The sequence below is a fragment of the Vibrio diabolicus genome (genome assembly GCF_011801455.1).
GTDB classification, from domain to species: domain Bacteria; phylum Pseudomonadota; class Gammaproteobacteria; order Enterobacterales; family Vibrionaceae; genus Vibrio; species Vibrio diabolicus.
In genome coordinates this window covers 392700-419551 of record NZ_CP042452.1, presented here as the reverse complement: position 1 = coordinate 419551, position 26852 = coordinate 392700, and the positions used below count along the sequence as shown (strand labels likewise).

Here is a 26852-nt window from a genome sequence, read left to right as displayed (position 1 = left end):
AGTTAGTGTTAACACACCCACTTTTTCCTAGTTTGTTAACCAAAGATATATGCTGTTGTCAGAGGGCTTTGATATGACTGATTTGCTAGGTAAGTTAGCGTAGGATTCAGAACATCATTTGGTTCTCAATTTCTTGCATGGCAATAGCGCGGCCAACTTCGAGAATCCATCGAATCATGCTCGTTGGACCACCGCCAACTGCGTACTCTAGACTAGCGTTAAAAAACGCTTCTAGAAGGCTCAAAGCTTCGGATATCTTAAGAGCACCCTCATACATGTGATAGTAAGTATTAGCTACTTCATCGGTAAATCTAAAGCCTGAAGGCGGTCTAAATATAGTACAGTTGTTGCTATAAATATTACGATTCCCGATCTTACGGAATAGCTCCATAAGGCGCAAAAACTCTGCTTCTGCCTCTTCACCTGAAACTGAGCTCTTAGCTTTCACCATCTCTACTTTTCAGCAAAGCTAATACCAATCACATCATCGTATTTCAGATAGGTCATTTTTAACGGTTTTAAAAACTTCTTCGAGCATTTTTATTCCTTATTTTTGTGGGTTAAGTTGTTCTAGAAAGTTAAAACCAATTACCTCGAGATTTGTAACAAGCGCTGTCTGTATATACAGTGACTTTATAAAGAAAGTTGCGATAAAACGAGTTAAATTGGAATGGGGCAAAAACGCGCCAGCAGCGCAATTAACGTTACCCAACAAAAACGCCCTTCACATAAGTAAAGGGCGTTTGTTATTTGAGATTTTGATTAGCGAGCTATAACACCAACCCACCATCAATCTTAAGCACTTGTCCGGTTATAAACGCACTTTTATCAGACGCTAGAAACGCAACGCCATTGGCAATATCTTGCGCCGAGCCCATTCGGCCTAATGGGGTTCTACCCTCCATCATTTGAATGACTTTTTCAGGCAAGCTCTTTGTCATGTCGGTAGAGATAAAGCCTGGAGCAACACAATTGACTCGAATTTGAGCGCCTTTTCTTGCGAACTCTTTCGCCCAGCCTTTGCTCATCGCTATCACGCCACCTTTACTTGCGCCATAATTACTTTGACCAATATTGCCATCCGTTCCCACGATAGACGAAATACTGACAATACTACCTACACCCTGCTCTAGCATGACAGGAGCAACACGTTGGGTGAGTAAGAACACCGCTTTTAGGTTCACGTCGATCACGCTGTCCCAGTCTTGCTCTAACATGTCTGGCAACAGTGCATCTCGAGTGATGCCCGCGTTGTTAACCAGAGCATCGATTCTTCCGTGCTGCTCTACAACACTTTCTACCACTTCACTGACAGCTTCGGCATCACACAAGTTGACTTGATAACTGCTTAGCTGCGCCGACTGGCTCCATTCCACGGGCGATATGTCTAGCCCGATTACGTGGAATCCATCCTCCAGTAATTGCTCACAAATCGCTTGGCCAATACCACGAGCTGCACCAGTGACTACTGCTACTTTTTCCGGTTTCATCTTGGTCTTCCTTAAATGTTGAGAGTACAAATTCGCTTGTATCCCTAGCGTTTTTTGTTTTTATGCCTAGTCGCGCTACAGCTGCGCTTCTCATACGCAGGGTCTTTTATATCTTATAAAAACTATAGAAACAGTCTGGGAGTCGGATATGAACTAATCAAGGCAACTTGATGACTATGGCAAGATCAACTTAAGAAAGTGTGTTGGAAGGAGCAAAGTTACACGATTGGAGGGCTTGGATAGAAAAGTATTGATCTGATGACTCAAATACGACTTCATCAGACCAATATTACTTGTCTCTTAATCTCTTACAAAAGCTGGTTTTGTTATTTTCACCAGAAAAGGTTGAAGCAAAAGATTAAACAACATGCCAGTAATAAACAGGGTGATCACAATACTCGCACCACTTGGTAAGTCGTAGCGAGCCGATGCGGCAATACCCGATAAAATCCCAACAATACCGATGCTGATACTGGCGACAAAGAATCGAGTTCCCTTCAATGCTGCCGCACATAAAGCTGGAATCACCAACAAAGCAAATTCTAAATAAATGCCGGTTAACTTGACCGTAATGGGCATCAGGATAGCAAAGATCAGATAAAAACCACTACCGCGCATAAACGCAGGTTTTAACCAAACCAATAGCAACATCGCAGCGGTAATGAGTGCCAAAGGCCAAACGTCTGCCCAAGTCGCCCATAACAGTTGCCCATTAAGAATGCCTTGAATAAAGTCTCCGCCGTGTGGGTCTTTGCTCACCAGCAGGATCGCCAGCGATGCAGACACCACAAACAAGCTGCCAATCATGGGCTCTAAATGTTGCTGGTATCGTTTCTCCATTAAGGCAATCAAACCGCAAAGCATCAAAGACATAACCCAAGGGCCAATCATTTCACCAAAGAATGAGCCTGAGAACAGCGCGTATTGGCTCAACCAGTAGTGGCTTAGTGCTGCCCCCAATGCCGCGACTTGCGCCACCGCCAAATCTATAAAGATGATCTGACGATTAAGAACTTGTTGCCCCAGAACGATGTTGCCAACTAACGCAATTAAGCCACACAAAACCGCAGGTAAAAACCATGCATAATCTGCCATGACTTAGATCTTCACTGGAACGGGTGGCACTAACACATCCAGTAAATCATCAATGACCTGATCGTACATCTCATCCAAGCTTTCACCCTCAGAAACGGTCAATGGCAGTTGAATCACAGGTTTGTCAGTATGCTCCTGCAACCAGTTCGCTGGACGCTGATCCTGATGAGAGGAGTAAACAATCGCATCAAAACTGTCGGCATCTAACTTGGTAAGTGATTGCAGGTGAGATGTGGTCGGTGAAATGCCCGGTTTAGGTTCGAGATCGGCAATCTGCTTCATTCCGAGCCAATCGTACAAATAACGATACGTCGCGTGATAACCGACAACTTGCTTACCCTTTAAAGCCGCGCCTTTCTCATTCCATTCATTAAGCTTTTTTTGCCACTGCGCGCGAAACTTCATACCATTCACTTGGTAACTTTGTGCGTTGTCGGGATCAATCGCTTTTAAGCGCTCCGTTACTTTGCGAGATAATGGAATCATGTCATTTGCCGCAAATTGAACATGTGGGTTTCCGTGCGCATGGATATCCCCCATGCTGCGGTCAACATGATCATGAGAGTCCAACATACGCACGAAATCGGTCGCATAAATCATGCTTTGAGCACCATTTTGAACGGCACTATTGCCACTTCGATTTTGAAGCATCGGCAACCAACCTACCTCCAACTCAGCGCCAGAGCACATCGCCATGTCAGCTTGGCGCATCTTGGCAATTAAAGACGGACGAGCTTGAACATAATGCGGATCTTGCTTAGCCGTGGTTGCTGAGTAAATGGTGGCGTTTGGGGCATGACTTTCAAGAAAAGCTTTCCATTCAGGCTCACAAACGAAAATGTTGAGAGCCAAAGCAGGCGAAGAGATGATGGCAGATCCCGCCGCCATCATCACTAAACTGCATTTACTTATCGCAAGTTTAGAACGCATGTGCACCGTGCGCTCCAAATGTCATCACGTATTGCAGAGTAAACACGTTGTCTGTTTCGCTGTCTTGGTTATCAATGCGAGTGTATTGCGCACGGATCGTACCGAAATGAGAAGAATCCCATGCGATCATCGCATCCATCTCTTTATCATTCAGTGCTGTGAAATGCATGTGATCGCCGTGTGCGTGGCCATCATAACTTTCTGCTTCGCCGTAACGTAGGCCCGCAGACCAACTTGGGTTGAAGCGGTAAACGCCCGAAACATAGTATGCGCTTAGGTTGTCTGGTGACTCTGCATCGTTCTTGTATTTGCTGTCTACTACACCGTCCAACAACATGTATTCCGCAGATAGCGTGAAGTTGCTGTACTTGTAGTTACCATCTGGTGCCCACTTCCACACAAAATCTGCGCCGTATAGGTTCGCACCCGTTACAGCCGCAGCGTGGCTGTGGTCATGTTCTTCTTCGTGACCATGACCATGGTCGTGATCTTCGAATTCTTTAACTTTGCCATTTTCGTTACGCAGGTAACTTAAACCAAACTGCCAACTTGAAGATTCAGAGAAATCATTACCAAGCTTCATCGTTGTCGTGTAAACACCAACTTTAGAGCCATCTTCAACAGAAGATATCTTGTTGCCGCTTAATGCTTCTACACCAAACTTCACGTAAAGATCGGTTGGCAGAACGATGTTTGCGCGTACACCGTCATCATAGTAATGCGAACCAAGGAAAGTACGGTAAGCAATTGGGCGTTCAACGAAACTGTTAGTGTGCATATGTTGATTGTTGAGGTAACCGAAGTCAGATAGGAATCGGCCCGCGCGCACGTTTACACCGTATGGCAATGCCAAAGTTTCGATGAATGCTTCTTCAAGCTCTAATTCTGTCTCATCGCCATGACTTTCAAGAACAGCGGTCAACGCACCGTGAAACTTGTCGTCAATATTTGATGATAAATTCAATTCCGTATGGCCTAGACCAAAACCTTCTTCGCGATCGGAATTATGACGTTGACCATCTTGGTAGTAGCCATCAACAACAACACCAATCTGTGGGTTCGATAATGTATCGGCAAAAACAGGGGACGCAAAAATGCTACCGATCGCGAGAGAAAACAATTTCTTATTCACTACTTCTTTCCTTTTGTTATGTTATAACATTTAATTTTGTGATGTTATAATATAACAATTATCATTACACAAGCAGAAATTTAACTCGGTTCCGACTGCTAGCTCGTATTCAATCCCTGATTTTGACTATCCACAAGTGAATCAATTGATGTTTTTTATACGTATACTATTGAGAGTCAATCATTAGATAAGTAACGGAATTTCAGTATGTTGAATATGGATTTCTCGAAAAGAATTGTGATAGAAACGGGTGAACAGAAGTGGATCGCCAGCCCTTCCAAAGGCGTGTGGCGTAAACCTTTGGAAAGAGAAGCCAAAGAATCAGGGCACACCACCAGCGTAGTGAAGTATGAGCCAAACTCGCACTTTTCGACTCATCCTCATCCTCACGGAGAAGAAATATTAGTGCTCGAAGGAGTGTTCTCTGACGAACATGGTGACTACCCTGCTGGAACCTACTTGCGTAACCCTCCTGGAAGTCAACATGCGCCCTATAGCAAAGAAGGCTGTGTGATTTTAGTTAAACTAAATCAATTCAATTCTGATGATCTTGAAGCAGTTCGCATCAATACGAACGAAGCGAATTGGTTACCTGGCATTGGTGGGCTGGAAGTCATGCCATTGCATGATTTTCAGCATGAACATGTCGCATTGGTTAAATGGCCGAAAGGCGAGAAGTTTCAACCACACCGTCACTTTGGTGGTGAAGAAATTTTTGTGTTATCGGGGGAGTTTAAAGACGAGCTAGGAACCTATCCTCCCTACTCTTGGATACGCAGTCCACATATGAGTGAGCACTTTCCTTTTGTAGAGCAAGAAACGATCATTTGGGTAAAAACAGGCCACCTGCCACTCCAAGCTCCTGCTCAGCAACCCTAATGTTGGAATACTTGGCATCGTCCCTTGAAACTAAAATCGGCTCGTAGATTACGAGCCGATGATCATTGCGTCGCTAAGAGCCCATAATTCTCGAGTGGAGCCAATCTTTGAGCTCAGCTCGATTATGTTTTAACACGTTCATTTCGTGATCATCAATCGGGCTTCCTTGCAGTTCTAGTACGCGGATTTCCTTATCTAAAGCATTGTAGTTTTTAACGGTTTCAGCAAATGATGCATCGTTTTCGGCAAGCTGAGTAATGGTATCCAAATGTTCTGGGAATTCATGAGTTAATGAGTGATTTTCACCTAACATAGAGACCTCTTGGCTAGAGTTATTGATGTATATCTCCGCTCGTTTTTTGAGCGACACATTCTTAACCATAGCACTTCATTGAGCACAATATCGTCGATTTGAGCACACTTTTACTGAACTTCTTAATGATGGTTCGTCGCTGTTTTCGACCCGGTAACTCCGCTCGTTGTTATTCTGTACTTTGCCAATAATCGGCTACATTTAATACACTTCTCATAAAAAGGTACATCTAATGAACAGCATGAAAATTGGCCTAATCAGTGCATCAATAGCCGTTGCACTTATTGGCTGTAATTCAGACAGTGACTCTGTCAGTACAATGACTCCTGTTACTTTGTCTGTATCAGATGCCCCTATTGATGACGTATCAGAAGTGGTGATCACATATAACAAAGTTGCATTTCTTCCTCTTGATGGTGGCACACCACAAGTATTCGATGTGTATAAAACAAACGAAGAAGGCAATTTGGTCGACGAAGATGGTAACCCCCTTCCCGATGGTGAAGATCCACTCCCCCTAAGTGTTAACTTACTCAACTTCCAAGGCAGTGACGCACAAGAATTGGTGGATGATGAACTGATACCAACTGGTAATTATAAACTCTGCGTGTTTGCTAATGATGGCGATCATCCAAACTACCCATCGTATGTAATTGACGAAGCGACAGGAAATCAAATCCCACTGACCGTCAAAGGTGATGGGGCTTGCCCACAAGGTGTCGGAAAGGATCCTGATTCTGGAGTACTGTTCTTTAACAACACCTTTGCAGTCAACCCTGACAATAATGAGTTCGTAGTTGAATTTGATCTGCGCCGTGGCTTAAAAGACGGAACAGGCCAAAACGAAGGCTACAGCATTCAACGCACCTCCGTAACTTTAATTAACACGGTTACAACGGGGGAGATTCAGGGTGATGTCGCAACATTGACCTATCAAAGCTGCGAAACGGATACCCCAAGCGCAAATGGATATGCGCACGCGGTCTACTTATATCAAGGAAATATCGCTGAAGAAAACATGGGGCCATTTGCCGGCGCAGAAGGCCAAGCAATGCCAATCGCAGCAGCGAACGTGGTTCAAGACGTTGATGATGCAAATTACGAGTACGAATTCGGTTTTGTAGAACCTGGTACTTACTCGGTCGGTTATACCTGTACGGCAAATGACGATTCTGAAGAAGGTATTGTCGCTGGCGAAACTTTCAGCATTTATCAATCAACTAGCGGACTTAACGTATCCGTTGGTACTAATACAGACGCAAACTTTTAAGATCCCCTAGAAATGGCAGAGCCAGCACAAGCTCTGCCTTTTCTTCATGGCGCTCTTGGTCAGCTCTTTGCTCACCACAAATCGACTCACAAGATAATACGTTCGTTTTCATCCTTAGAAGAAGCTAATGGGTAGATAGAAATCCAGCTCAAACGCCTCATCATGGCTGAGAAAGTGATTTTTATGATAATGGACATAAGCGGGTGTAGAACGCTGTTTAAAGCCAGAGTTAGGCAACCACTTCTCTAGTACCATACTGAGTTGAGGAAGAAGCTCACCATATACGCCCGTTAAGCGAAAGACGGCATGCAAACCACCCGGAATCGTCATTTGATTCACGACGCCGCGCACTTTGAGCGGCGTATCAATTGCCATACAAGCCACATAACGACACTTGTCGAGTTCGACCCAAGCAGGGTTGGAGTGATGCAAACCATATTGAACCGAAAAGTCCCGATTCTCAGAACTTGCCCACGCCTTCAAAATCAGCCACGCATTGCGAATGGAACGGTTATAGCCCTCATGTCGAACATACGCCGCAAAGCGTTGTGGAACCTCCATAATTTTAGGTTCTGGCAACTCGCGTTTAGCAACACGATGATAACCCGCAGCCACTTCCGGATCCTTCAAATACGGTTTTTCTGCGACTTGTAAATCATGCTTTCGCCACGCACCAGGTGACATAGCGAACGTCGCTTTAAACGCTCGGCTAAAAGAAGATACCGAGCTAAAACCGCACTTGTTAGCAATGTCTAACACCGACGAGCTGGTATCAAACATCAGTTGATTGGCGGCGTATTCCATTCTTGTACGGCGGATATATTGATGGATAGACTCCCCTACCACGTCTTTAAAAATACGATGGAAGTGTTGCTCAGAATAGGCTGCTACATCTGCTAGCTCTTTAGCTGATAAATCTCTGCTAATGTCCTGATGAATGTAAAACAGCACGTCATTGATTCTGGAAACTTGTTGATGGCTCACGGAGTAAACTTTTGCTTAAATAGCATAAATGGACACGTTTAACAGCATAAATGGACACACTAAGCTTGGCAATTTACCTATACTATTTCTGACATAAAAAAAGACAATTACGAGAAGCACAGCACATGGAAATCGCACAGTCATTACAACAAACTAAGTCATCCTATATTCGAGAGATCCTCGCAGCAGCGAGCGATAAGAACGTCATTTCTCTTGCGGGTGGCTTACCGGACGAAAAAACCTTCCCGATCGACTTAATGAAACCGACGCTCGAAAACCTCGCGAACATGCCAGAGGTGTTTCAATATGGCGCAACAGCAGGCTACGCACCGCTACTTAACTTTTTGACCGATTATTACCAGCTGCCAGAATCTCATTTGGCGATGATCACAACGGGTTCTCAGCAAGGGCTAGATTTGATTGCGCGTGCGTACGTGAATCCGGGCGATAAAGTGGTGATGGAAGCACCAAGCTACCTTGGTGCTATGCAAGTATTCGGTTTAGTGCAAGCCAACATCGTGACCGTTTCGCAAACCGAGTGTGGCCCAAACCTTGAAGAACTCGAGCAATGCTTTGCCACGCAGCAACCAAAAATGTTCTACGCCGTACCTGATTTTCACAACCCAACGGGCGTATGCTGGGCGCTAGAGACTCGCCAAAAAGTTGCCGAGCTTTGTATCCAATACGACGTGGCATTCATTGAAGACGCGCCATACCGCGAGCTGCGTTTTTCTGGTGAAGCACTGCCGCTGGTTTCGGATTTCTGCCCGCAGCACTCCATCGTGTTGCGCTCTTTCTCCAAAATCGCCTCACCAGGCTTGCGTATTGGTGTGGTAACGGGCAAACGCAGTTACCTTGAGCCACTCATCAAAATCAAACAAGGTGCCGATCTGCACTCTAGTATTCCAATGCAAGCTTTGCTGCATGGTCTACTGCAACATGACAACTTCGAAACGCACATTTCAACCATCTGTGCGCTTTACAAATCGCGTTACGATGTCATGTTTACTGAGCTGCAAAAACAGCTGCCGGAAAGTTGCGTACTCAAACCTGTCGATGGTGGTATGTTTGTCTGGGTAGAAATTCCAGAATGTGACACGTTCGAACTTGCGAAGACCCTTCTCGCAAACTGGGTTGCTGTAGTGCCAAGCCCGGTATTTTATCCGGAAGGTTCAAAGGTAAAAGCCGCTCTGCGTCTTAACTTTACCAATGCCACACCAGAAGAACTGAAGACTGCTGTCACTCGACTTGCGGATGTACTCAACGCTTTGTAATTAAGCGCATGCGTTAGAATCTGCCTTTGAGATTCGAAAAAGTCTCAAAGGCAGCATCAAAAAAGTTCCCCAAAAAAATTTATATTTTTCTCTCAAATCAACTCTCTACAGTAAGTGCCTGTTTTCTCTTGATCCTCTCACTCATATAAAAATGAGAACCTAATCACGTATTTGATGGTTAGAAAAGTTACGTCTATCTTTCAAACAAAAGACATCAACTTCGCAGCATTAATGTTCTCAATTTCAGACACTTTACTCAGTCGTGGCTTAGCGATTGAGAAAACGACTAGAAAGCATCTGCGGGCATACCCACTACGAAGGATTGACCAGAACCATTCTGAATGTCGCGAGCCAATCTTTTGATTGGCAATTACGTCAGTGAATCGCACCAAATGACAGAGGGGTTATCAGGATGAACACTCGAACCACGACAGGACTCGTCGCAACTGGCTGGTCCGTTATCTTTTCACTTTTTACCGCATTCGCCGCGTATGCGAATACGTCTCCAAACTGTAGTGATGTTTTAGCGGGCAACACAACTGCCGTATCGCAAAAAGTGATGGTTTTACTGGGCGAAGACATCACTAAATCCAACCGCATCACCACGGTGATTCCAGCCGAAAACAATCCATTTGTGACCGAAGCACTGGTCTCGGTTTCCAACGACGTGTCACCCAATGGACGTTTGCCACAAAAGACATTGGAAGAGATCAGAAAAGTACGCTCAGATTTAGAAAAAGCCGCACAGGAAGTGAGCCGATTACAAGGTACTTTTGAAGTCGCATTTGTTAGCTTGATTGATGGTTACTGCCAGTTCTCGAACCACGAACTTACTCAGCATGCCAAAATCGACTTTGACCATTTGGAAGGTCTCACGTTGTATTCAATCCCCGCTTTGTTAGCAATGGTGGATCAATCCTACGCCATGGCAGAAAATAGAATTGCTAGCGAGCAGGAACAGTTAAGCAACATCGAGAAAGAACAACAGAGACAGAAACAGCAAGCCAGTGCTGCCGCAGCAGCTCGTTACCAAGACGGTAACGTGTTGGTGAAAGTCGAGAATTTTGATGGCTCTAATGTGACGTTTTCCGTCACTAACGTCGGTTCACAAGGTTCATTACAGCCAAACTTCAACACGTTTAATGCCTATCGCACCGAAAGCGGAGAGCTAGTGTATAAATCGGAGTCTTTGTTGAACTTAGCAGATACTGCGGGTAACACGCTTGAAACCATGGGGATCGCAGAGCTCTCATCACGAGGGGGAAACAACTTGTCAATCTCTCCGGGTGAAACCCGAAAATTCGTCACCAGTATCGCTTCAGAAGTCGCACCACACACACAGTTAAGCTTGGAGTTCCCGGCCAAAGTATTAAATACCGAACAGGACTTCACGCTGTCATTTTCTGACACGACGGCTGTGGCTACAGCGAACGTAAATTAACTGAAAAGCGCTCATCATAACGCGCACAGACGTAAACTTGTTGTTTGGCAGCAAGCTCAAAGACAGGCACATTTCGCCTGTCTTTGCTTTCGGAAAAGTAAAATTATGGCTGTTTGCACTTATAAGCATTGGCAAACATAGTAACCGATGTGGAGAAGTCCAACGGCTCATATAAATACAATGTATCTGCGCCCAAATCTGCCGCTTTGATGCGCATTTGGTTTAACGTACCCCAAACCATGTCTTTATCTGCGTGCAGCCAATAATCATAAAAGTGCCCTTCCGAGCCAATTACCGTTCCCATTAGCTCGCAGTTTTCAATCGCATTCACGTTGTCCCAAAGCACTTGGACTTGCTCAGATTCTTGGGTCGGGAACGTCACACATCCCGTCAATGATGCCGCTAACGCAAGACACATCACTCGCTTTTTCATAGTCATATCGCCTAAAAATTATTTAGATGGCGGATTTTATGAATTGCTTATGTGATGACCAACAAAATATTTCTATCGCCCCTTTAAATAGAAATAATGGAAGCGCAGAAAACTCTAAAGGCAGCGTATACCGCTAGTAATTACATGGTATCTAAGATAAAACAGTAGCGATAATATACGGATGAGGGATAGAGCTTGGTTTCTAAAAATAAGCTAATTCGCTATACGGCTACGGAAGTCGCTGATGCATTTGAAAAAGAAGATGAGCTCATTAAACAAGTTCAGTCCAACCAACTCTCGCAAGTGCTATTACTTTGGCAAGTAAAAAGCCCGACGCTCGTGCTTCCCGCAGGTAAAAAGTGGCCTATTTCTAACGAGTTAGAACATGCGTTAAATGCGTCTGGCTGGAAACTCTTTTCCCGTAAAACTGGTGGTGCCCCCGTCCCTCAAGTACCGGGTATTATTAATCTATCCCACATCTATCACTGGCCAGACGGTGAGCCTTACGACATCAAGAAAGCGTATCTAGATTTGTGTGCGATTTTGACAGTTTTCTTTGAGCAGCAGGGCGTGAAAGTAGATGTCCATGCTACGCCTTATTCCTACTGTGATGGCGAGTATAATCTTAATATTGGTGGTCAAAAAGTTGTGGGAACCGCGCAGCGCGTTTTACTGAAAAAAGGCGGCGGACAAGTGGTGTTATCACAAGCATGCATTCTGATTGATGCAGACGTTGAAAAGATTGTCGCACCGGTAAAATTGTGTAATCAACTTTACGGTCACAGCGATGATATTCGTGGTGATGTCCACACACCGCTCTTCAATCATATATCCGACCGCCCCTCGATAGATTCACTCTTTCAGCAACTGACTAGCGCGTTTTTAATGCATGCTAAAGGCGACTAAAGGCGCGTTAGCAACCAAAGAAAAGGAGCTTTTCGCTCCTTTCCTACTCAATCAACCAACCTTAAAAGCGAACTTCCACTTCGACCCCTTCAATCCATCGACTTTTTTCCAACGGCTCATCAAAGCTCAGTGTGACTTTTAAATAGGCCGGCTGCCCTTCAAATGGGCTTTGAAGTTCCGAAGGCAATTTGTTCACAACCTCAACCGGCTTCGATACCGTCGCATTAAACTTTCGACCATCAGGAAATACGACTTTTGCTTTGGTTTCCATATTGCTGTATTCGAGGTATTTAGGATTTAGAAAAGCCGTAATTTCAGGTGTCACGTTGCGAGCAATCGTGAGCAATGGCGTATTTTCCGATACATTTTGCCCCTCATGCACATGAATATCGAGTACACGACCGTTCATAGGAGAACGGAAGGTGAGATCTTCTTGTTGAGCACGCTTTACTACCAGCTCACGCATTAAAGAACGATACTCTTGTGTCACTGGACCAGCCAACTCTAACTCTTCCAAGTTACGCATCGCATCCACATAAGCAATTTTCTGACTGCTTAACTGATTGCTCAGTGAGTTATTCACACTCACAATAGCCGCGTAATCCACCTCAGACACTTGCCCTTTCTTTCTGTAAAGGTCGTATTTTTTCTGAATATCACGGACCTTCTTCAAGCCTTCGGCTGAGCTTTCAATAGCACTTTTGTATAGCTCATCAGTACTTTGCACCTGATTTTTAGACAGTTTCACCAGCTCATCTTTAATGAAATCAATCTCTTTATTCAACGCATTATCTTTTAACAACAGCAGCGCTTGATCCTGACTCACTTCCGTACCGACATTCACAGGCACTGGCCCAACAATGGCAGAGCGAGTTGCCGTCACCGTAAGTGGATGTGACGTGATAATGGCAGGCGCCGTCACTAACACTTGCGTTCTAAACAAGTAATAAGCCATAAACAAAAGCGGACTGATTACAATCGCTAAAATCAAGTACCAACGGAGACGATAACCGCCACGCTTTGCCTGTCCGTAGACGACTTTCATCCCGTTCTCAGACTGCGGTTTGTTTTTCTTATCTAAGTGAAAGTTAACTTTCATACTAAAACTTTTTACCTCGCTTCAATACCCACCAAGGTGCCATACTCGACTCTTCATGACTTCTCCTCACAACTTCATTAACCATTGAGAAAGCGGTAATCAAACGCATGAAAAACTGGTAGACAGGGTAAAGAAATAACCATTTCGCTGACTTCAAATCCTCTTTTTTTCTCTCTGATACAAGCCCAATGTAGACAACAAAAATCAGAGCAGATAAGAAGAGGTAGACAAAATAGAGCATTAGCATCAACGCCAATACAAATTTAAGTGGATAGACAATCACCATGTACACGCTAAATATCACCACAAGCAGCGGCAATAAAACGTTTTGAATCACGCCATAAGCCAAAGTGAATAAGAAGTTTCCCCAACCAAGTAACCGTGGAGACAACCCTTCATTGTGTTTACGCAAAAACAAAAACAATAAATCGCCATCCCAACGCAGCCGCTGCAATACCAAACCTTTCAACGTATCTGGCACATCAGTATGGCCGATGGAGTGCGTCGAAAAGGCCAATTTATTATCAGGGTAACGACGTTTGTATTGCTTCAACCGCATGGTTAAGTCGAGATCTTCTGCGGTATGCGTATCCCAGCCCCCCACTTGCTTAAGCAAGTTCTTCCGAAACGCTCCGAAGGCGCCAGAAATGTTATTGAGCACTCCCCATGTCGCCATCCCCGTTTTACCGGCTTGCATCGACAGCATGTACTCCAAGGATTGCATTTTGGTCAACAAGTTGGCGTTGTGGTTGCGAACTCTTAACGCACCACCGCTCGCAATCACATTTTTATCCGCAAACTGTTTCATCATGGTGAAGACCATGTCGTTATCGAAAGACGTATCTCCATCCACGTTAATGACGATTTCACCGCTAGCCATTGATAAGCCGGCATTCAGTGTTGAAACCCGGCCTCCTCGTTGCCATTTTGGCAACACGCGTACTTTACGATTACGAACGCCTGCATGCCTTTTCTCACCATTTAACGCGGCATGATAGGTATCTTGGTTTTGTACCGCCCCATCAACCACAGCAAGTACTTCAATATGACCTGGGTAAACTTGCTCAACTAACGTATCGATAGTGATCCCAATCGCATCACCTTCACCATAACAAGTAATAACGAAACTCACTGAAGGAAACCGCTTTAATTCTCGGTCTTCTTGCGCATATGACCAACGAAATATCCCTGTTAGCACCAGCAAATATAGAGGTAGCTCGATAATGATCATGACGGGAAACAGTAATAGCCATAACTCTTCATTATGAAGTAGCATGCCTCGAAGATAGTCGAGCAGAACGAGACTATCTTGCAGCATAAATCTCACCCATCAGCGACTCCATCCAAACAGAAACACCGTCTTCAATGATCGGATCGGGCAGGTCCCAAGCAAAGACATCCAACTCAAACTCTTCGTCTTCAACAAGTTCACCCAGATCCGATAATTTTTGCTGTAAAATGGACAGGCTCGCGTTGGTCGTATTTGGCATTAGGACAAGCAAAACATCCTGTTTGTACTGACAACAGATATCGGTATCTCTAAACAAGCCGCTAAGACGACGCGTCAGTTGATCCATCAATGAGAATAATTTTGCATCGCCATATTGCTTACCGTATTCATCGATCGTCGGTAAATGCAGTCCAAGTAGAAGGTGCTGTTCTTTGTGTCTCAGCGCGACTTTATTTAACCATGCAAGCAAATTTTGGAAAAAGCTGACTTCCACTTTGCCTTTGATCGAGAGCTCAGGAGCTTGAATGGACTTGCCGTGTTGGAAAATGTATTCACCCACTTCACCAAGTCGATATTGGTAAATTTTCCGGACAACAAGCTCTTCGACTTTGATCTTTGAGCCACAACTTAAACATTGACTGATCGTCGCAGCTTCAACAAATAAACTGGAGCAACTATTACAAACGTGGTTTTCAAGCGGGCGATCATAATCAACGCCGATATGGCGCAGCTGGGTCAAACATTTAGGGCACTCAAGCTTTCCACGGCGCTGAAAGCTGTGTTGTTCACCAACATGGCCACAAGTGAAACAGTGCAAAGAGCTTTGAGAATCGATATCGATGCTGCTGCAATCCGGGCACACCTCTACATAATTCAAGTGTCCGCTGTTGCAATGAGAACAAACACGAATTCTATCGATCAGTACTTCCGCTTCTAATACTCCGCGACCTTGCTCTGAGAGCACGTATCGATAAGTCGAATAAATATCAGGAAACAACATATCGATGATTGGGTACGAATAAACCGACATAGACTCTAAACTTTTTAAAGCAGTCACTCTTCGCTGACGATTGACCCCAAGCCAACCAATCAAAGGGTCTAACACTTCCGGTTCATCAATGGCATCGAGCTTATTTTGAATAGATCGCCAAATTTTTATTGATTCTCTAACTTCAAATACACCGTCGGTAACGCATCGAGAATAAGGGGTTTCCACGGAGACATAAACCGCCCAAGACCAACGCCCTTTCTCCTGATAAAACGCTTTCAGAGCAGTATCTATTTGGTGTGGATCTTGATAAGCAATACACACCATGCCACCGAGTCCCGTTGCCACCTCATCAATATGATTAACCAAAACCATATCTTCAGCTAACTCACTGACAGGCTGTTCACCAACCCAGTAGAAATTGTTATTTATTGACGACATTTTATTAGTTCTCACAACCACAAAATTAATTCATAACATCAGAAATATAGAACTGCAGTAACAAAGCACTCTAGGTAGACAAGCCTTGCCACCGTTAAATACAACAATAGAACAAATATTTAGAGAGCTTTAACTCAGGCAGTAAAAGCAGAAAGATCTCTGAATAAAGTGTGAAGGAGGCCGTGAGTAGAGAAATCGGATAGCAAAGCGCATAGTACAACCTTTTGTTAGCAAGCTGGGATAATAGTGCGATTTGATGCTGAATGAGATCCTTGCATTCACATCAAGCTCATTGTTTTATATCAGTCGATTCCTTTCTGCTCAGCATTTAACCATACCGTCATGTGTCAAATCTGAGACTTGGTAATACTTTACTAACTAATTTCCATTAAAATTGAGTGGCAAAACACTGAATAACATTCAATCATTCTGATTATTTATCAAACAAGTATTTTTAAGCCGTTTGAGTGATTAATAATCACCATTTGTCTCGCTGTTTTTTCCGAAAGAACACGTAACACATTAAAACTACAGAATGAATCTACGTCACTTTTCTATGCTCTTTTTTGTTCAAAAAAGAAATGAGATCCAGTTCAAATATTTATCCATAACAGAATTAGTTGAAGCCAGCGCGTAAAAGCCTCAGAATGTCGCACTTTTCGTACCGATTTGTTTCGGCGCGTTGTTATCTAACTCTACAATTGAGAATCATACATATGGGTTTTACCTCTTTAGGTCTATCTGCTCCAATCCTTAAAGCTATTCAAGAAAAAGGCTACGACACCCCTTCGCCAATTCAGGCAAAAGCAATTCCTGCTATTTTGGAAGGGAAAGACGTAATGGCAGCAGCGCAGACTGGTACAGGTAAAACTGCAGGCTTTACGCTACCGATTCTTGAGCGTTTATCGAACGGCCCTCGCGTTCGTGCTAACCAAGTTCGTGCACTGATCCTAACGCCAACACGTGAGCTTGCAGCTCAGGTACAAGAAAACGTATTTATGTACGGCCGTCATCTTCCACTAAGCAGTGCGGTTGTTTTTGGTGGTGTGAAGATCAACCCGCAAATGCAGCGTCTTCGCAAAGGTGCGGATGTGTTGGTCGCGACACCAGGCCGCCTGATGGATTTGTACAACCAAAATGCAGTGAAGTTCGACCAACTGGAAGTGCTAGTACTGGACGAAGCAGACCGCATGCTGGATATGGGCTTTATCCGTGACATTCGTAAGATCCTAGCTCTGCTACCAAAACAGCGTCAGAACCTACTTTTCTCTGCAACTTTCTCGGATGAAATCCGCGACCTTGCGAAAGGCTTGGTGAACAACCCGGTTGAGATTTCCGTAAACCCGGCAAACTCGACGGCGAGAACGGTTGAGCAAAGCATCTACCCAGCAGACGTGAAGAAGAAAGCACCGATGTTGGTTAAATTGATCAAAGACGGTGATTGGAAGCAAGTGCTGGTGTTTACGAAAACGAAACACGGCGCAAACCGTCTGGCGAAGTTCCTTATCGAACAAAACCTACCGGCTGCTGCCATCCACGGCAACAAGAGCCAAGGCGCGCGTACCAAAGCACTGGCGGATTTTAAATCGGGTGAAATTCGTGTATTGGTCGCGACGGATATTGCTGCGCGCGGTATCGATATTCCTCAATTACCACAAGTGGTGAACTTTGAGCTACCTAAAGTGGCAGAAGACTACGTTCACCGTATTGGTCGTACTGGCCGCGCGGGCGAAGTAGGTAAAGCGATTTCACTTGTATGTGCGCTAGAAGCATCTGAGTTGTTTGCGATTGAACGTTTGATTCAAGAAGTGCTACCACGTAAAGAGTTGGAAGGTTTTGCGCCAACCAATGTGGTACCAGAATCTAAACTGGATACTCGTCCAATCAAACCGAAAAAACCTAAGAAGCCGAAGAAACCAAAAGCGCCAAATGCTGCGGGTGAAAACGCTCCAGCAACCGAAAAGAAAGCAGGCAATGGTGCAAACAAACCTAAACGTCGCTTCAACAGTGGTAACAACGGCAACAAAAACAGCACCAACCAAGGCGGTGAGGGCAAGCCTAAAGGCAACCGTGAAGGCCAAGGTCGTGCAAACAGTAAACCAGATGACCGTAAACCTAACGGCAACAAGCCAAATGGCAATAAACCGAATGGAAATAAACCAAACGGTAATAAGAGTGGCAACGCTGGTAAACCGTCTGGTAACCGCAAGCCAAACAATGCTAAGCCTGCAGGAAACAAACCATCAGGTCAGCGCCGTAAACCTCGTCCGCAGGCTGCAAACTAATCTGTAAACGGCCACTGATAGCAAATACAACAAAGCCGCTGATAATCTCAGCGGCTTTGTCTTTCTTAGAACACAATTTTTAGAACAAAGCTTTGTTAAAACAGCCTACATTAAAGGTGTGATTCGAATATCTGCGATTTGCGCTTCGTTCTTTTCACCCTCAATACCACCAGCGTAGATGTAGGTTTCATTCGATGTGAGGTAACTCATATTGAAGTGGTCCTTCAGCGCGATCTGATAGGTTTTCCCCTGCTCCAACGTCACTTCAATTGGCGTTGAGTAACGCATACCTTGGTTTTCACCAATATGGCCCATCTGCAAGTAACCTTGACCAACCACTTTACCTGCATCATCCAATACCTCTAACAGTTTCACGGTGTTCGTGATACCGGTATTAAGTTGTCCTAGGTTATTGTTGTACCAAGCATCGAACTGGTAAGTGCCCGTTACAGGAGCTGTAAACGACTCTACACCTTTTACGATGCCGCTGTCTTTGCTCACCGTAACCACTGAGACATTGTCTTTGAGTGGCTGATATTCGCCAGCAAGTTTGATGCGGCTCTCTTCACCGACACAAACTGGTTGGCTTGGGTTAGAACGGAAGCCTTTATCGTTAATGCTTTCAGCCAAATAACAAGCAAAACCTGTTGGCGTATCGGAATAAGATTGAGCAATCACGTTCTTTTGAATCAGCTCGCCATTGCGATACAAGTTCACGTTGTACTTGCTCGTCACGTCAATCGAAACCGAATTATCAACGCTTTTTACTACCAGTTTTGGCTCTTGCGGAGAATAAACGCGGCTGTCTTCACTCACATACGGTTTCACACCAGAAACTAAAGTAATGCTGCTATCTACATTCACAAGCGCGCCCAGTGTCACGTGGAAATGCCCCTCTTCGTCCATCGTGACATTTTCAACTGGGTAGTAGCCTGTTTCATCTTTGCTTACTTCAGGCAAGTCAATCGTTACCGAGTAGTTCTTTCCTTTGAAGGCAAAGTTTTCCAACGTGATTTGTTCAGACTTAGCCAACAAGTTATTGCGCACCCAACTTGTGATAAATGGCTTCACTTCCAACTTACCTGTTTCGGTATGGATGCCAAATAGGGTCTCTACCACCATGTTCAAGTAGCCACCCACAGACCAAAGCTGACGCTGAGAGTTAATCACTGGGCCATCCAAGCTCGGATCTTCGCCATGATCACTATGGATGATGAATGACTTACCAGAAAGCCACTCTAAGTTTTCCATGTTGGATAAATTGGTCGCTGTACCACGAACCAACGATTGAATGGCATTGTTCGCCGCAGCCACGTTTTGTGTTTGATGCGCGGCGCGCAAGCTGTACGCGGTAACAAATGGCCAAATTGCGCGGTTATGGTACACAGGCACATCCGGTTGTTGAGGGAAATAAACCGGCACGCCAAACTCACTGTGTGGGTAATTGGCCATGATTTGTTTCGCCTGCGCATCACTTGCCACGCCACTGATGATCGCAAGTGCTTCGCCCAACATGTCGTATTTGTCGACCGCGATGTCTTTGCCATTATCAAACAAATAGCTTACGTACATACCGCGTTCGGCATTCCAAAACTGCTCGTTGATAGCGGTTTTTAACTGCTCAGCCCAATCGGTGTATTTGACCGCGTTGGTTGAATCGTACTTCTCTGCCAACTTAGCCGCGAGCTGAATCGCGCGGTAGTGAACCACGTTTGTCGATAACGCTTTGCTGCTACCAATCGCATTGACATCGTTTGGCGTCCACGTTGAATACGTTTGCTCACGCCAATCGAGGAATGATTGCTCACCAGTGTATAAACCAGATTTCGCATCAAAAGCCGCCAGGCGATCGGCTTCAAGTGTATTACTGATGGCTTTATATGCGCGCTCAGCAAACTGGTTGTACTCTTCTCCATCCAATGCCGAAAGTAAGCGTTCTGCACCAAGCGCCCAAGTCGTGCGGTCGGTACTGATTGGCCAGCTGCCGCCAGTGCCCGTGTCTTGCACAATCTGCTCGCCATCATATTGCTGATCAGTCGTGTCGCGGAAACCAGACAATTTAAAGTTAAGACCATTTTGCACGCGAGTTGGATTCATCAAAGCAAGCGAAAGGTCTGCTGCGTACGCCAAATCACGCGTCCACACGTAATGCCATTTCGCGCCCGTCTCAAAAACTTCCGCTTTGATTGGGTTGTTGTAGTTGTAATTGCCATCTTTGATTTCAGAAACAGCAAGCTGGTCTAGCTCTTTCATCGTCAACGCAAACAACGCGTCAAACGCGACATCACCCGACACCACTCGCGGCCCTGTTTGTTCATTAATCACTAAGCCTTGGTCGAGCGCATCACGCAATTCTGTCGTCGTTGAAATACCAAATTCACGCTGCTTGGCTTTTGGGTCTTTCACCGAGAAAATCACGGTATCACTCGAGTCATCGTAATTGGCGAACAGTTTCACTTCTTTACTCTGATGCCCTTCATGCACCATTGCAGGGTCGAGAATCGCATCAGAGTAGTATTTTTCCGCTTCTTCTTGCGTTGCTTTTGTCACAGTCATTGTCGCGCGACTTTCATCGGCAAAGCTCACAGAAAACTTGTAATACCCTTTGTCTTCAAACGTGATCTCAGAGTTGCAATCATCGTTCATACACGCTTCATTTGTGTCTGGTTTTGGCAGGTACTCCTGAGCTTTATCGAACGCCGCGGGCTCCTCAAAATAGGTGTATTGGATCTGCCAACCCGGATCAGCAATCTTGAACTGATTGCTACCTCGAGCGACGCGCAGTACGGTTTCGTACTCGTTATTACCCAAATAGTTTAGCTTGGCATGCTCTGCCGTGCCCCAATCCCCATTTAAACCACGTAAATATAAGTCGGCTGAAATAATTGGTTTGTCGACCTGCACAGGCGCATCAGAGGAATCTGACCCACACCCAGCAAGACCAATACAAGACGCGACAGCAAGCGCAATAAAACTCGGTTTCATGTTCATCCCTTAGATTGTTGTTTTAGCGACAGTCTAAAGAACACCCTTTTGAGGGGAAAATAGGAAGTCAGGAGCGAGCTATAGATAACATCTATACGTCAAACCCCAACAGTGATGTAGATCTATGAAATGTGCATAATTTCAATCAAATGAGATTACAGATTTGTGATTTATAAATGAAATTGTGCAAAATACCCCTCGTTATTAGAGGGGAAAGAAAATGGACAAATCTCTGCAGCAATTTTTACTGGTTGCACGCTGCCAAAGCATCAGTGCTGCGGCAAGAATGGCAGGGTTAAGCCAGCCAACGGTAACAAGCAATTTAAAGAAGCTAGAAGAGAATCTCGGCGTGACGCTGTTTGAACGTCATCCTAATGGCATGGTGTTGACCGAATACGGACGCATCCTCTATCGCCATAGCAACGCGATGCAGCATGAATACAACCAAATGATGCAAAGCATTGATGAACGGAAACAGTACCAAGTCGGAAAAATTAAAATGGGTACTGGCGATGCGTGGTGGCCGCTGTTCGTCAAACAAGCTCTCAATGAACATCTGACCAAGCAGCCATCGGCATCTACGCACGTCGAATTTGGTAACCACTTAGGCTTGATGGATTCATTAATCAACGAACAGATTGAATTCTTCATCGGCCACGAGATTGTCGGCTTGTCGTCTAAATGCGATGTTACGTTTATTCCGCTATTTCAAACGGTTGATGCCTATTTTGTTTCCCCAAACCACCCACTTCTAGGGAAAACCGTCACCGAAGAGATGCTGCACGAATACCCCGCTCTTTCGGTCACTTATGACGCTAAGAAATTCGCTCACGTCATCGATAACCCAATCCCGAAACAAAATGAACGCGAAAGGCAGCAACTGGATGACAGACCGACTTACGAAGTGGATTCTCTGCTCGCCAGTATTGATGTACTGAAAGAAAGCGTCGCGGTGATGTCTTATACCGGCCACCTGAAACCATATTTGGAATCTTTTGGCTTACGATGCTTAACCATGGAAAACGAACCAAACCCTGGCACCGTCGGGATTTATCGCCACCGCCGAGAAACCTCGGAATCGCATCTAGATCTGATTGCTGGCATCACTCAGCGCGCTAAATTGCTCAACTAGAAAGTCCAAAAACAGGCGAACTCTTTTCGGTTGATATTGACGGCTTTGATAAATGACATGCAGATCCGCTTCAGCGCCTTGCGAAAAGGCGCTGAAGTTTTTCATATACCCATCCAAAACCGTTACTAAACGTTGTTGTTTTAGGTCTTGCTGAATATCTAAAATCGATTTCAACGCAATCCCCGCACCGTCCAACGCCCATTGTCGAATCACTTCACCATCATCAGAAAAGCGCTTTGGCGTGACCGTGATCGTTTGGTGAGACTCTTCATCTTTAAAGTGCCACGTTTTTAATTCTTCATTGCTGCGCACCATGGCTAAGCAGCGATGATCCGCGAGATCTTGAGGACAGTTGGGGATACCTTGCTTCAACAAATAATCAGGTGACGCGCACAGTACGCGTTGACTCGATGCCAGCTTGCGCGAAATGAGATTGCTGTCCGCTAACTCGCCGTAACGAATCACTAAATCGAGCCCCGATTCAGCCAAGTTCGACAAATTGTCATTAAGATAAAGATAAGGCGTCACATCCGGATATTGCTCAGAAAAAGCCGACACCATCGGCGAAATAATTTGTTTGCCAATATCTCGTGGAGCTGAAATTTTCAACGTTCCGCGCACTTCCGAAATACCCGTTTGCAGTAAGTTTTCCGTCTCTTTCACGCTATCAATGATGTTCAGACAAGCTTGATGGTACATTGCCCCTGCGTCCGTAAGTGATACGTGGCGTGTGCTTCGGTTGAGCAGCTTTACGCCATAGCGTTCTTCTATCGCTTGCAGCCTTGCCGTTACCGACGCCGGAGACAAACCTAACTCCCTTCCCGCCGCTGCCAGACCTTGATGTTTAACGATGCTGACAAACAACGTCATATCCGAAAACTTATCCATCTTCGCGCCCTTATTATTTGGAAAAACTGAATAATCAATTCAGATATTACCCAATTATCAAATTAAATCGAATCCATATACTGACCCTATCGACATTGTTTAGACCCAGAACGTTATGTGACAGGGCAAAGTTAAACGCCGTAACGCTGTTCAACGCACAACAACACGCCCTGCCCAGCCAAGAGATAGGAAACAAAAATGAAACTGTACATTTATGAACATTGCCCCTTTAGCGCCCGCGTCCGTTTTGTTGCAGGCATGCTGAATATTCAGCTCGACGTCATCAACATTGCTTATGACGACGAGAGCACCACCACAAACATCATCGGCGCAAAACAAGTTCCTCTTTTGATCAAAGACAATGGTGAAGCCATGGCGGAAAGCTTAGACATCATCAACTACTTCCTTGAATTGGCATCTTCCAACGAAAGCAGCCAACCCTCAACACCGGTTTTAGACTGGCAAAAACAAGCGTTTTTACCGCTACAAAAAGTCGGGTATCCGCGTTGGTCAAACATGACATTACCGGAATTTGCAACAGAAACCGCTAAACAAGCATGGCGTGAAAAAAAAGAAACCGAAGCGTTAAATTTTGAAGCTTTGATTAACGATACACCTGCGATTGCGAAAGAAGTCGCCGCTTTGATAGAACAAACCAAACCCTTGCTCAACCTAAGTTCAGAAAAGCAAACATCACTGGTTGATCAGGCCATTATGTTCTCCATTCTACGCGGTTTTTTCAGTGCGCCCGAAGTGCAATGGGATCCAGCCGTACTTCACTGGATGGCAACCGCTCGTAAAGCGACCAACGTGCCAGTACTTATCTGAGGAGCGCAACATGAAACAAAGAACAAGTAAGCTGTTTGAACCAGCTCAACTGAAAGCGTTGTCACTACAAAACCGTATTGTCATGGCACCAATGACTCGCGCACGCACCACTCAGCCGGGCAACATCCCGAATGAGATGATGGCAACGTATTATCAACAGCGCGCTTCTGCCGGGCTGATCATTTCCGAAGCCACACAAATTTCGGACGATTCTCAAGGTTATTCGTTCACCCCTGGCGTTTACACCGATGCGCAAGTGGCGGGCTGGCAGGGTGTGACCCAAGCGGTCAAATCACAAGGCGCAGCGATGTTTTGTCAGCTATGGCATGTGGGCAGAGTGTCTCATCCAACATTCCAAAATGGTGAACAGCCTATCGCGCCATCTGCGCTCGCTCCGGTAGAGACGCAAGTTTGGATTGCGGACGAACAAGGCAACGGCAATATGGTCGATTGTGTTGAGCCACGCGCAATGACACAAGCGGATATCAACCGAGTTGTCGGTGATTTCGCGAACGCAGCCAAACGCGCCATTGAATCGGGTTTTGATGGTGTAGAAATCCACGGCGGGAATGGGTATCTGATCGATCAGTTCTTAAGAACCAACTCAAACCATCGAACAGACAACTACGGCGGTTCACGAGAAAATCGTATTCGTTTTCTTATCGAAGTAGTGGATGCAGTTATCGCCGCTGTTGGTGCGCATCGAGTTGGAGTGAGATTGGCACCATTCATTACGTTTAAAGATATGGACTGCCCAGATATCGTGCCAACAATCTTAGAGGCATCAAAACAGCTACAGGAGCGCGACATTGCCTACTTGCACTTGTCCGAGGCCGATTGGGCCGATGCACCAACGATTCCCGAGACGTTTCGAATCGAACTTAGAAAGCGCTTTCGCAACGCTATTATTGTTGCAGGTCGCTACGATCCTCAACGAGCAAACGAAGTGTTAGAGAAAGGCTACGCGGATCTTGTCGCATTCGGACGGCCATTCGTAGCAAACCCAGACTTAGTCTCTCGCTTGCAACATCACCATCCGTTGGCAGAACTCGATGGCTCAACGTTGTTCGGTGGAAACGAACGAGGCTACACCGATTACCCTGCTCTGCAACAGGAATACGCAGAACAGGCCTAACAAAAAAAGCCCCAACCTAGCTGCTACGGTTGGGGCTGTCACCAAACTAGAATTGGTTTTAGCTAGCTTAATCTGGCTAAGAGTTAAATCACTTCTAACGCGCCGCTGCGCCAAGGTTCGATAACGACTTTGATGTGATCATTTGGCGTCATTAACTGTCTAAACGCATCTTCCACACCATCGATTCCCACTTTGGCGGTAAGCATTTTCTGCCAAGGCAACTTGTGTTCGGCAATCGCTTGTAGGCATTGCTCAAACTCGTGCGGTTGATAGTAGTAAGAGAATCTCAAATCGAGCTCTTTTACCGTCGCGTACGCGTAGTTAATGGTCGCTGGAGCCGTATGAATGCCTGATACAACGATTCGAGATCGGGCAGGAGCACGGCGCATGAAGTCATCAATTAAAGTATGTTTGCCCACACACTCATAAATGACCAGACGTGAGTTCATCGCGTACCGCTCAGCAACGGCGATCTCGTCTTCCTTGTTCGGGTTGATCAACCGATCTGCGCCAAACTCGCTGGCAAGTTGCAGCTTCTCTTCCTGAAGATCAACCGCAAGAATGTTACTCACGCCGCGTTGTTTGAGCGCTGCAATCACCGCCAGCCCTATAGGGCCACAACCGACAACCAGCGCTGTTTCTTCCGTTTCGATTTCACTGCGATTGACCGCATGCAAACCGACCGCCAGCGGCTCGGTTAACGCTGCCGCTTCAGACGGCATTTCGTCGGGCACTGGCAGTAGGAGCGCTTCATCAAGTAGGAAATACTCAGAGTAAGCGCCGTAAGTACCCGGAGTGACACCAACGCCTGCGCCATTTTGGCTGAGCAACATCGGCACAGAGGTGACTCGGCTACCGACAGGCAACGTTTGCTGCGTATCGGCACCGTATTCGACAATTTCCGCACAGAATTCATGTCCCAACATCACTTGAGCGTGCTCACCTACTTCATCAGGCATCAACCCGAGCTGGTGGAATACATCAAACACCTCATCCGCGTGTCGAGTAATGTGTAGGTCGGAGCCACAAATCCCACAGGCGAGACTACGAACCAAGACTTGTCCCGCTGCGGGTTTGGGGATTTCGACTTGCTTCAGGCGGACACTACCATCCTGCATTACGATACTGTTCATCTGTTGCATGGGGTTACTCCGCTAGCTCATCACTCAGGGCAGCAATCGCACCCGGTTTGATATAGCGCGCAGTGAAGCCTTGCGCTTTGGCAGCGGCAACCACCACTTGCTCAATCCAACCTGCATCCATGATGTTGATAAAGTTACCCTCTTCGTCAAAGTTAATGTTCGCACCTTGGATCACCATAAAGCCATCTGCGCCACCCGACTCTTCTGGACAGTGAAAGGTATGAATCGAACCGCCCGGCTCATATAAGTAGCTACCAGCGGTTTGGACTTGGTCTGGATACTCGATGTAGTGCCACGCGCCACTCAGTGTATAGAAATGCACCACACCAGTATGGAAGTGCTTAGGCAGAGTGATACCCGGTTTGAACTTGGCGCGAATCACCCACGTACCATTTTCTGGGTCAAGAAACAGCGGGTAAACATCAACGCCCGGTAGCGCGTCTTTGATGATCGACTCTTCATTCGTATTAAAAGTTAATAGGAAATCTTGATGCTGAATAACTTCTGGTAATGACATAACTTACATCCTCACTATTGCTGTAATTTGGCGT

At 45.6% G+C, this 26852-nt stretch carries 24 protein-coding genes; 9 read left to right on the top strand and 15 right to left on the bottom strand.

Annotated elements, in window-relative coordinates:
• Window positions 1-106: 106 nt before the first annotated feature.
• From FR741_RS17330 to FR741_RS17310, 5 genes are all read right to left on the bottom strand, one after another.
• On the bottom strand, window positions 107-451 hold the full coding sequence (locus tag FR741_RS17330; RefSeq protein WP_167427306.1) for a hypothetical protein: 345 nt from the start codon (window positions 449-451) through the stop codon (window positions 107-109).
• Between the two features lie 319 nt (window positions 452-770).
• The gene (fabG, locus tag FR741_RS17325; protein ID WP_167427305.1) at window positions 771-1490 is read right to left on the bottom strand and encodes a 3-oxoacyl-ACP reductase FabG; all 720 of its coding nucleotides are present in this window, start codon (window positions 1488-1490) and stop codon (window positions 771-773) included.
• 300 nt (window positions 1491-1790) lie between these two features.
• Entirely contained in the window at window positions 1791-2585 is a 795-nt protein-coding gene (locus FR741_RS17320) for a metal ABC transporter permease (RefSeq protein WP_167427304.1), read from the bottom strand.
• 3 nt (window positions 2586-2588) lie between these two features.
• Window positions 2589-3515: a metal ABC transporter solute-binding protein, Zn/Mn family gene (locus tag FR741_RS17315; RefSeq protein ID WP_114323398.1), complete on the bottom strand. Its 927-nt coding sequence runs from the start codon at window positions 3513-3515 to the stop codon at window positions 2589-2591.
• On the bottom strand, window positions 3505-4647 hold the full coding sequence (locus FR741_RS17310) for a hypothetical protein (RefSeq protein WP_167427303.1): 1143 nt from the start codon (window positions 4645-4647) through the stop codon (window positions 3505-3507). The genes FR741_RS17315 and FR741_RS17310 overlap by 11 nt, the downstream gene beginning before the upstream one ends.
• 207 nt (window positions 4648-4854) lie before the next feature.
• Here FR741_RS17310 and FR741_RS17305 point away from each other — a divergent pair, with 207 nt between their 5' ends.
• Complete coding sequence (locus FR741_RS17305; RefSeq protein WP_167427302.1) at window positions 4855-5526, top strand: cupin domain-containing protein; 672 nt, start codon at window positions 4855-4857, stop codon at window positions 5524-5526.
• A 73-nt stretch (window positions 5527-5599) separates the two neighbouring features.
• Here the strand turns inward: FR741_RS17305 and FR741_RS17300 are convergent, their stop codons facing one another.
• On the bottom strand, window positions 5600-5839 hold the full coding sequence (locus FR741_RS17300) for a YdcH family protein (RefSeq protein WP_005392770.1): 240 nt from the start codon (window positions 5837-5839) through the stop codon (window positions 5600-5602).
• A gap of 232 nt (window positions 5840-6071) precedes the next feature.
• Between FR741_RS17300 and FR741_RS17295 the strand changes: the two genes are divergently transcribed.
• Entirely contained in the window at window positions 6072-7109 is a 1038-nt protein-coding gene (locus tag FR741_RS17295; RefSeq protein ID WP_046875835.1) for a DUF4382 domain-containing protein, read from the top strand.
• A gap of 114 nt (window positions 7110-7223) precedes the next feature.
• Here FR741_RS17295 and FR741_RS17290 read toward each other — a convergent pair whose 3' ends face one another.
• Window positions 7224-8093 carry an AraC family transcriptional regulator gene (locus FR741_RS17290; RefSeq protein ID WP_167427301.1) on the bottom strand — a complete coding sequence of 290 codons (870 nt, stop codon included), beginning with the start codon at window positions 8091-8093 and terminating at the stop codon, window positions 7224-7226.
• A 125-nt stretch (window positions 8094-8218) separates the two neighbouring features.
• Between FR741_RS17290 and FR741_RS17285 the strand changes: the two genes are divergently transcribed.
• Window positions 8219-9367, top strand: coding sequence for an aminotransferase-like domain-containing protein (locus FR741_RS17285; protein ID WP_167427300.1), 1149 nt, complete (start codon window positions 8219-8221; stop codon window positions 9365-9367).
• A gap of 412 nt (window positions 9368-9779) precedes the next feature.
• Entirely contained in the window at window positions 9780-10808 is a 1029-nt protein-coding gene (locus FR741_RS17280) for a hypothetical protein (RefSeq protein ID WP_167427299.1), read from the top strand.
• A 103-nt stretch (window positions 10809-10911) separates the two neighbouring features.
• Here FR741_RS17280 and FR741_RS17275 read toward each other — a convergent pair whose 3' ends face one another.
• The gene (locus FR741_RS17275) at window positions 10912-11241 is read right to left on the bottom strand and encodes a DUF4156 domain-containing protein (RefSeq protein WP_005392758.1); all 330 of its coding nucleotides are present in this window, start codon (window positions 11239-11241) and stop codon (window positions 10912-10914) included.
• A 195-nt stretch (window positions 11242-11436) separates the two neighbouring features.
• Between FR741_RS17275 and FR741_RS17270 the strand changes: the two genes are divergently transcribed.
• On the top strand, window positions 11437-12147 hold the full coding sequence (locus tag FR741_RS17270) for a lipoate--protein ligase family protein (RefSeq protein WP_167427298.1): 711 nt from the start codon (window positions 11437-11439) through the stop codon (window positions 12145-12147).
• A 61-nt stretch (window positions 12148-12208) separates the two neighbouring features.
• On the opposite strand, the gene FR741_RS17265 is transcribed toward FR741_RS17270, so the two are convergent.
• From FR741_RS17265 to FR741_RS17255, 3 genes are read right to left on the bottom strand one after another with little or no spacing between them, the layout of a single operon-like run.
• A complete protein-coding gene (locus FR741_RS17265; RefSeq protein WP_167427297.1) occupies window positions 12209-13246 on the bottom strand; it encodes an HlyD family secretion protein in 1038 nt (345 codons plus the stop codon).
• A 1-nt stretch (window position 13247) separates the two neighbouring features.
• A complete protein-coding gene (locus FR741_RS17260) occupies window positions 13248-14564 on the bottom strand; it encodes a glycosyltransferase family 2 protein (protein ID WP_167427296.1) in 1317 nt (438 codons plus the stop codon).
• Window positions 14551-15906 (bottom strand): TackOD1 domain-containing metal-binding protein, encoded by a 1356-nt coding sequence (locus tag FR741_RS17255; protein ID WP_167427295.1) that lies wholly within the window; start codon window positions 15904-15906, stop codon window positions 14551-14553. Before FR741_RS17255 ends, FR741_RS17260 begins: the two co-directional genes overlap by 14 nt.
• A gap of 716 nt (window positions 15907-16622) precedes the next feature.
• On the opposite strand from FR741_RS17255, the gene FR741_RS17250 reads away from it, so the two are divergent.
• On the top strand, window positions 16623-18191 hold the full coding sequence (locus FR741_RS17250) for a DEAD/DEAH box helicase (protein ID WP_085343252.1): 1569 nt from the start codon (window positions 16623-16625) through the stop codon (window positions 18189-18191).
• 105 nt (window positions 18192-18296) lie between these two features.
• On the opposite strand, the gene FR741_RS17245 is transcribed toward FR741_RS17250, so the two are convergent.
• Window positions 18297-21176, bottom strand: a complete 2880-nt coding sequence (locus FR741_RS17245) for an MGH1-like glycoside hydrolase domain-containing protein (RefSeq protein WP_167427294.1) — start codon at window positions 21174-21176, stop codon at window positions 18297-18299.
• Window positions 21177-21396: 220 nt separating this feature from the next.
• Between FR741_RS17245 and FR741_RS17240 the strand changes: the two genes are divergently transcribed.
• Window positions 21397-22308 (top strand): LysR family transcriptional regulator, encoded by a 912-nt coding sequence (locus FR741_RS17240; RefSeq protein WP_005392753.1) that lies wholly within the window; start codon window positions 21397-21399, stop codon window positions 22306-22308.
• On the opposite strand, the gene FR741_RS17235 is transcribed toward FR741_RS17240, so the two are convergent.
• Entirely contained in the window at window positions 22261-23196 is a 936-nt protein-coding gene (locus tag FR741_RS17235) for a LysR family transcriptional regulator (RefSeq protein ID WP_085343254.1), read from the bottom strand. The genes FR741_RS17240 and FR741_RS17235 overlap by 48 nt on opposite strands.
• Before the next feature lie 198 nt (window positions 23197-23394).
• Between FR741_RS17235 and grxB the strand changes: the two genes are divergently transcribed.
• Together grxB and FR741_RS17225 are read left to right on the top strand one after the other, a co-directional pair.
• Complete coding sequence (gene grxB, locus FR741_RS17230; RefSeq protein ID WP_085343255.1) at window positions 23395-24024, top strand: glutaredoxin 2; 630 nt, start codon at window positions 23395-23397, stop codon at window positions 24022-24024.
• Between the two features lie 10 nt (window positions 24025-24034).
• Window positions 24035-25159 carry an alkene reductase gene (locus tag FR741_RS17225; RefSeq protein WP_167427293.1) on the top strand — a complete coding sequence of 375 codons (1125 nt, stop codon included), beginning with the start codon at window positions 24035-24037 and terminating at the stop codon, window positions 25157-25159.
• 83 nt (window positions 25160-25242) lie between these two features.
• Here the strand turns inward: FR741_RS17225 and FR741_RS17220 are convergent, their stop codons facing one another.
• Together FR741_RS17220 and FR741_RS17215 are read right to left on the bottom strand one after the other, a co-directional pair.
• The gene (locus tag FR741_RS17220) at window positions 25243-26301 is read right to left on the bottom strand and encodes a zinc-binding dehydrogenase (protein ID WP_085343256.1); all 1059 of its coding nucleotides are present in this window, start codon (window positions 26299-26301) and stop codon (window positions 25243-25245) included.
• Between the two features lie 4 nt (window positions 26302-26305).
• Window positions 26306-26818 (bottom strand): 2,4'-dihydroxyacetophenone dioxygenase family protein, encoded by a 513-nt coding sequence (locus FR741_RS17215; RefSeq protein ID WP_085343257.1) that lies wholly within the window; start codon window positions 26816-26818, stop codon window positions 26306-26308.
• Window positions 26819-26852: the final 34 nt, after the last annotated feature.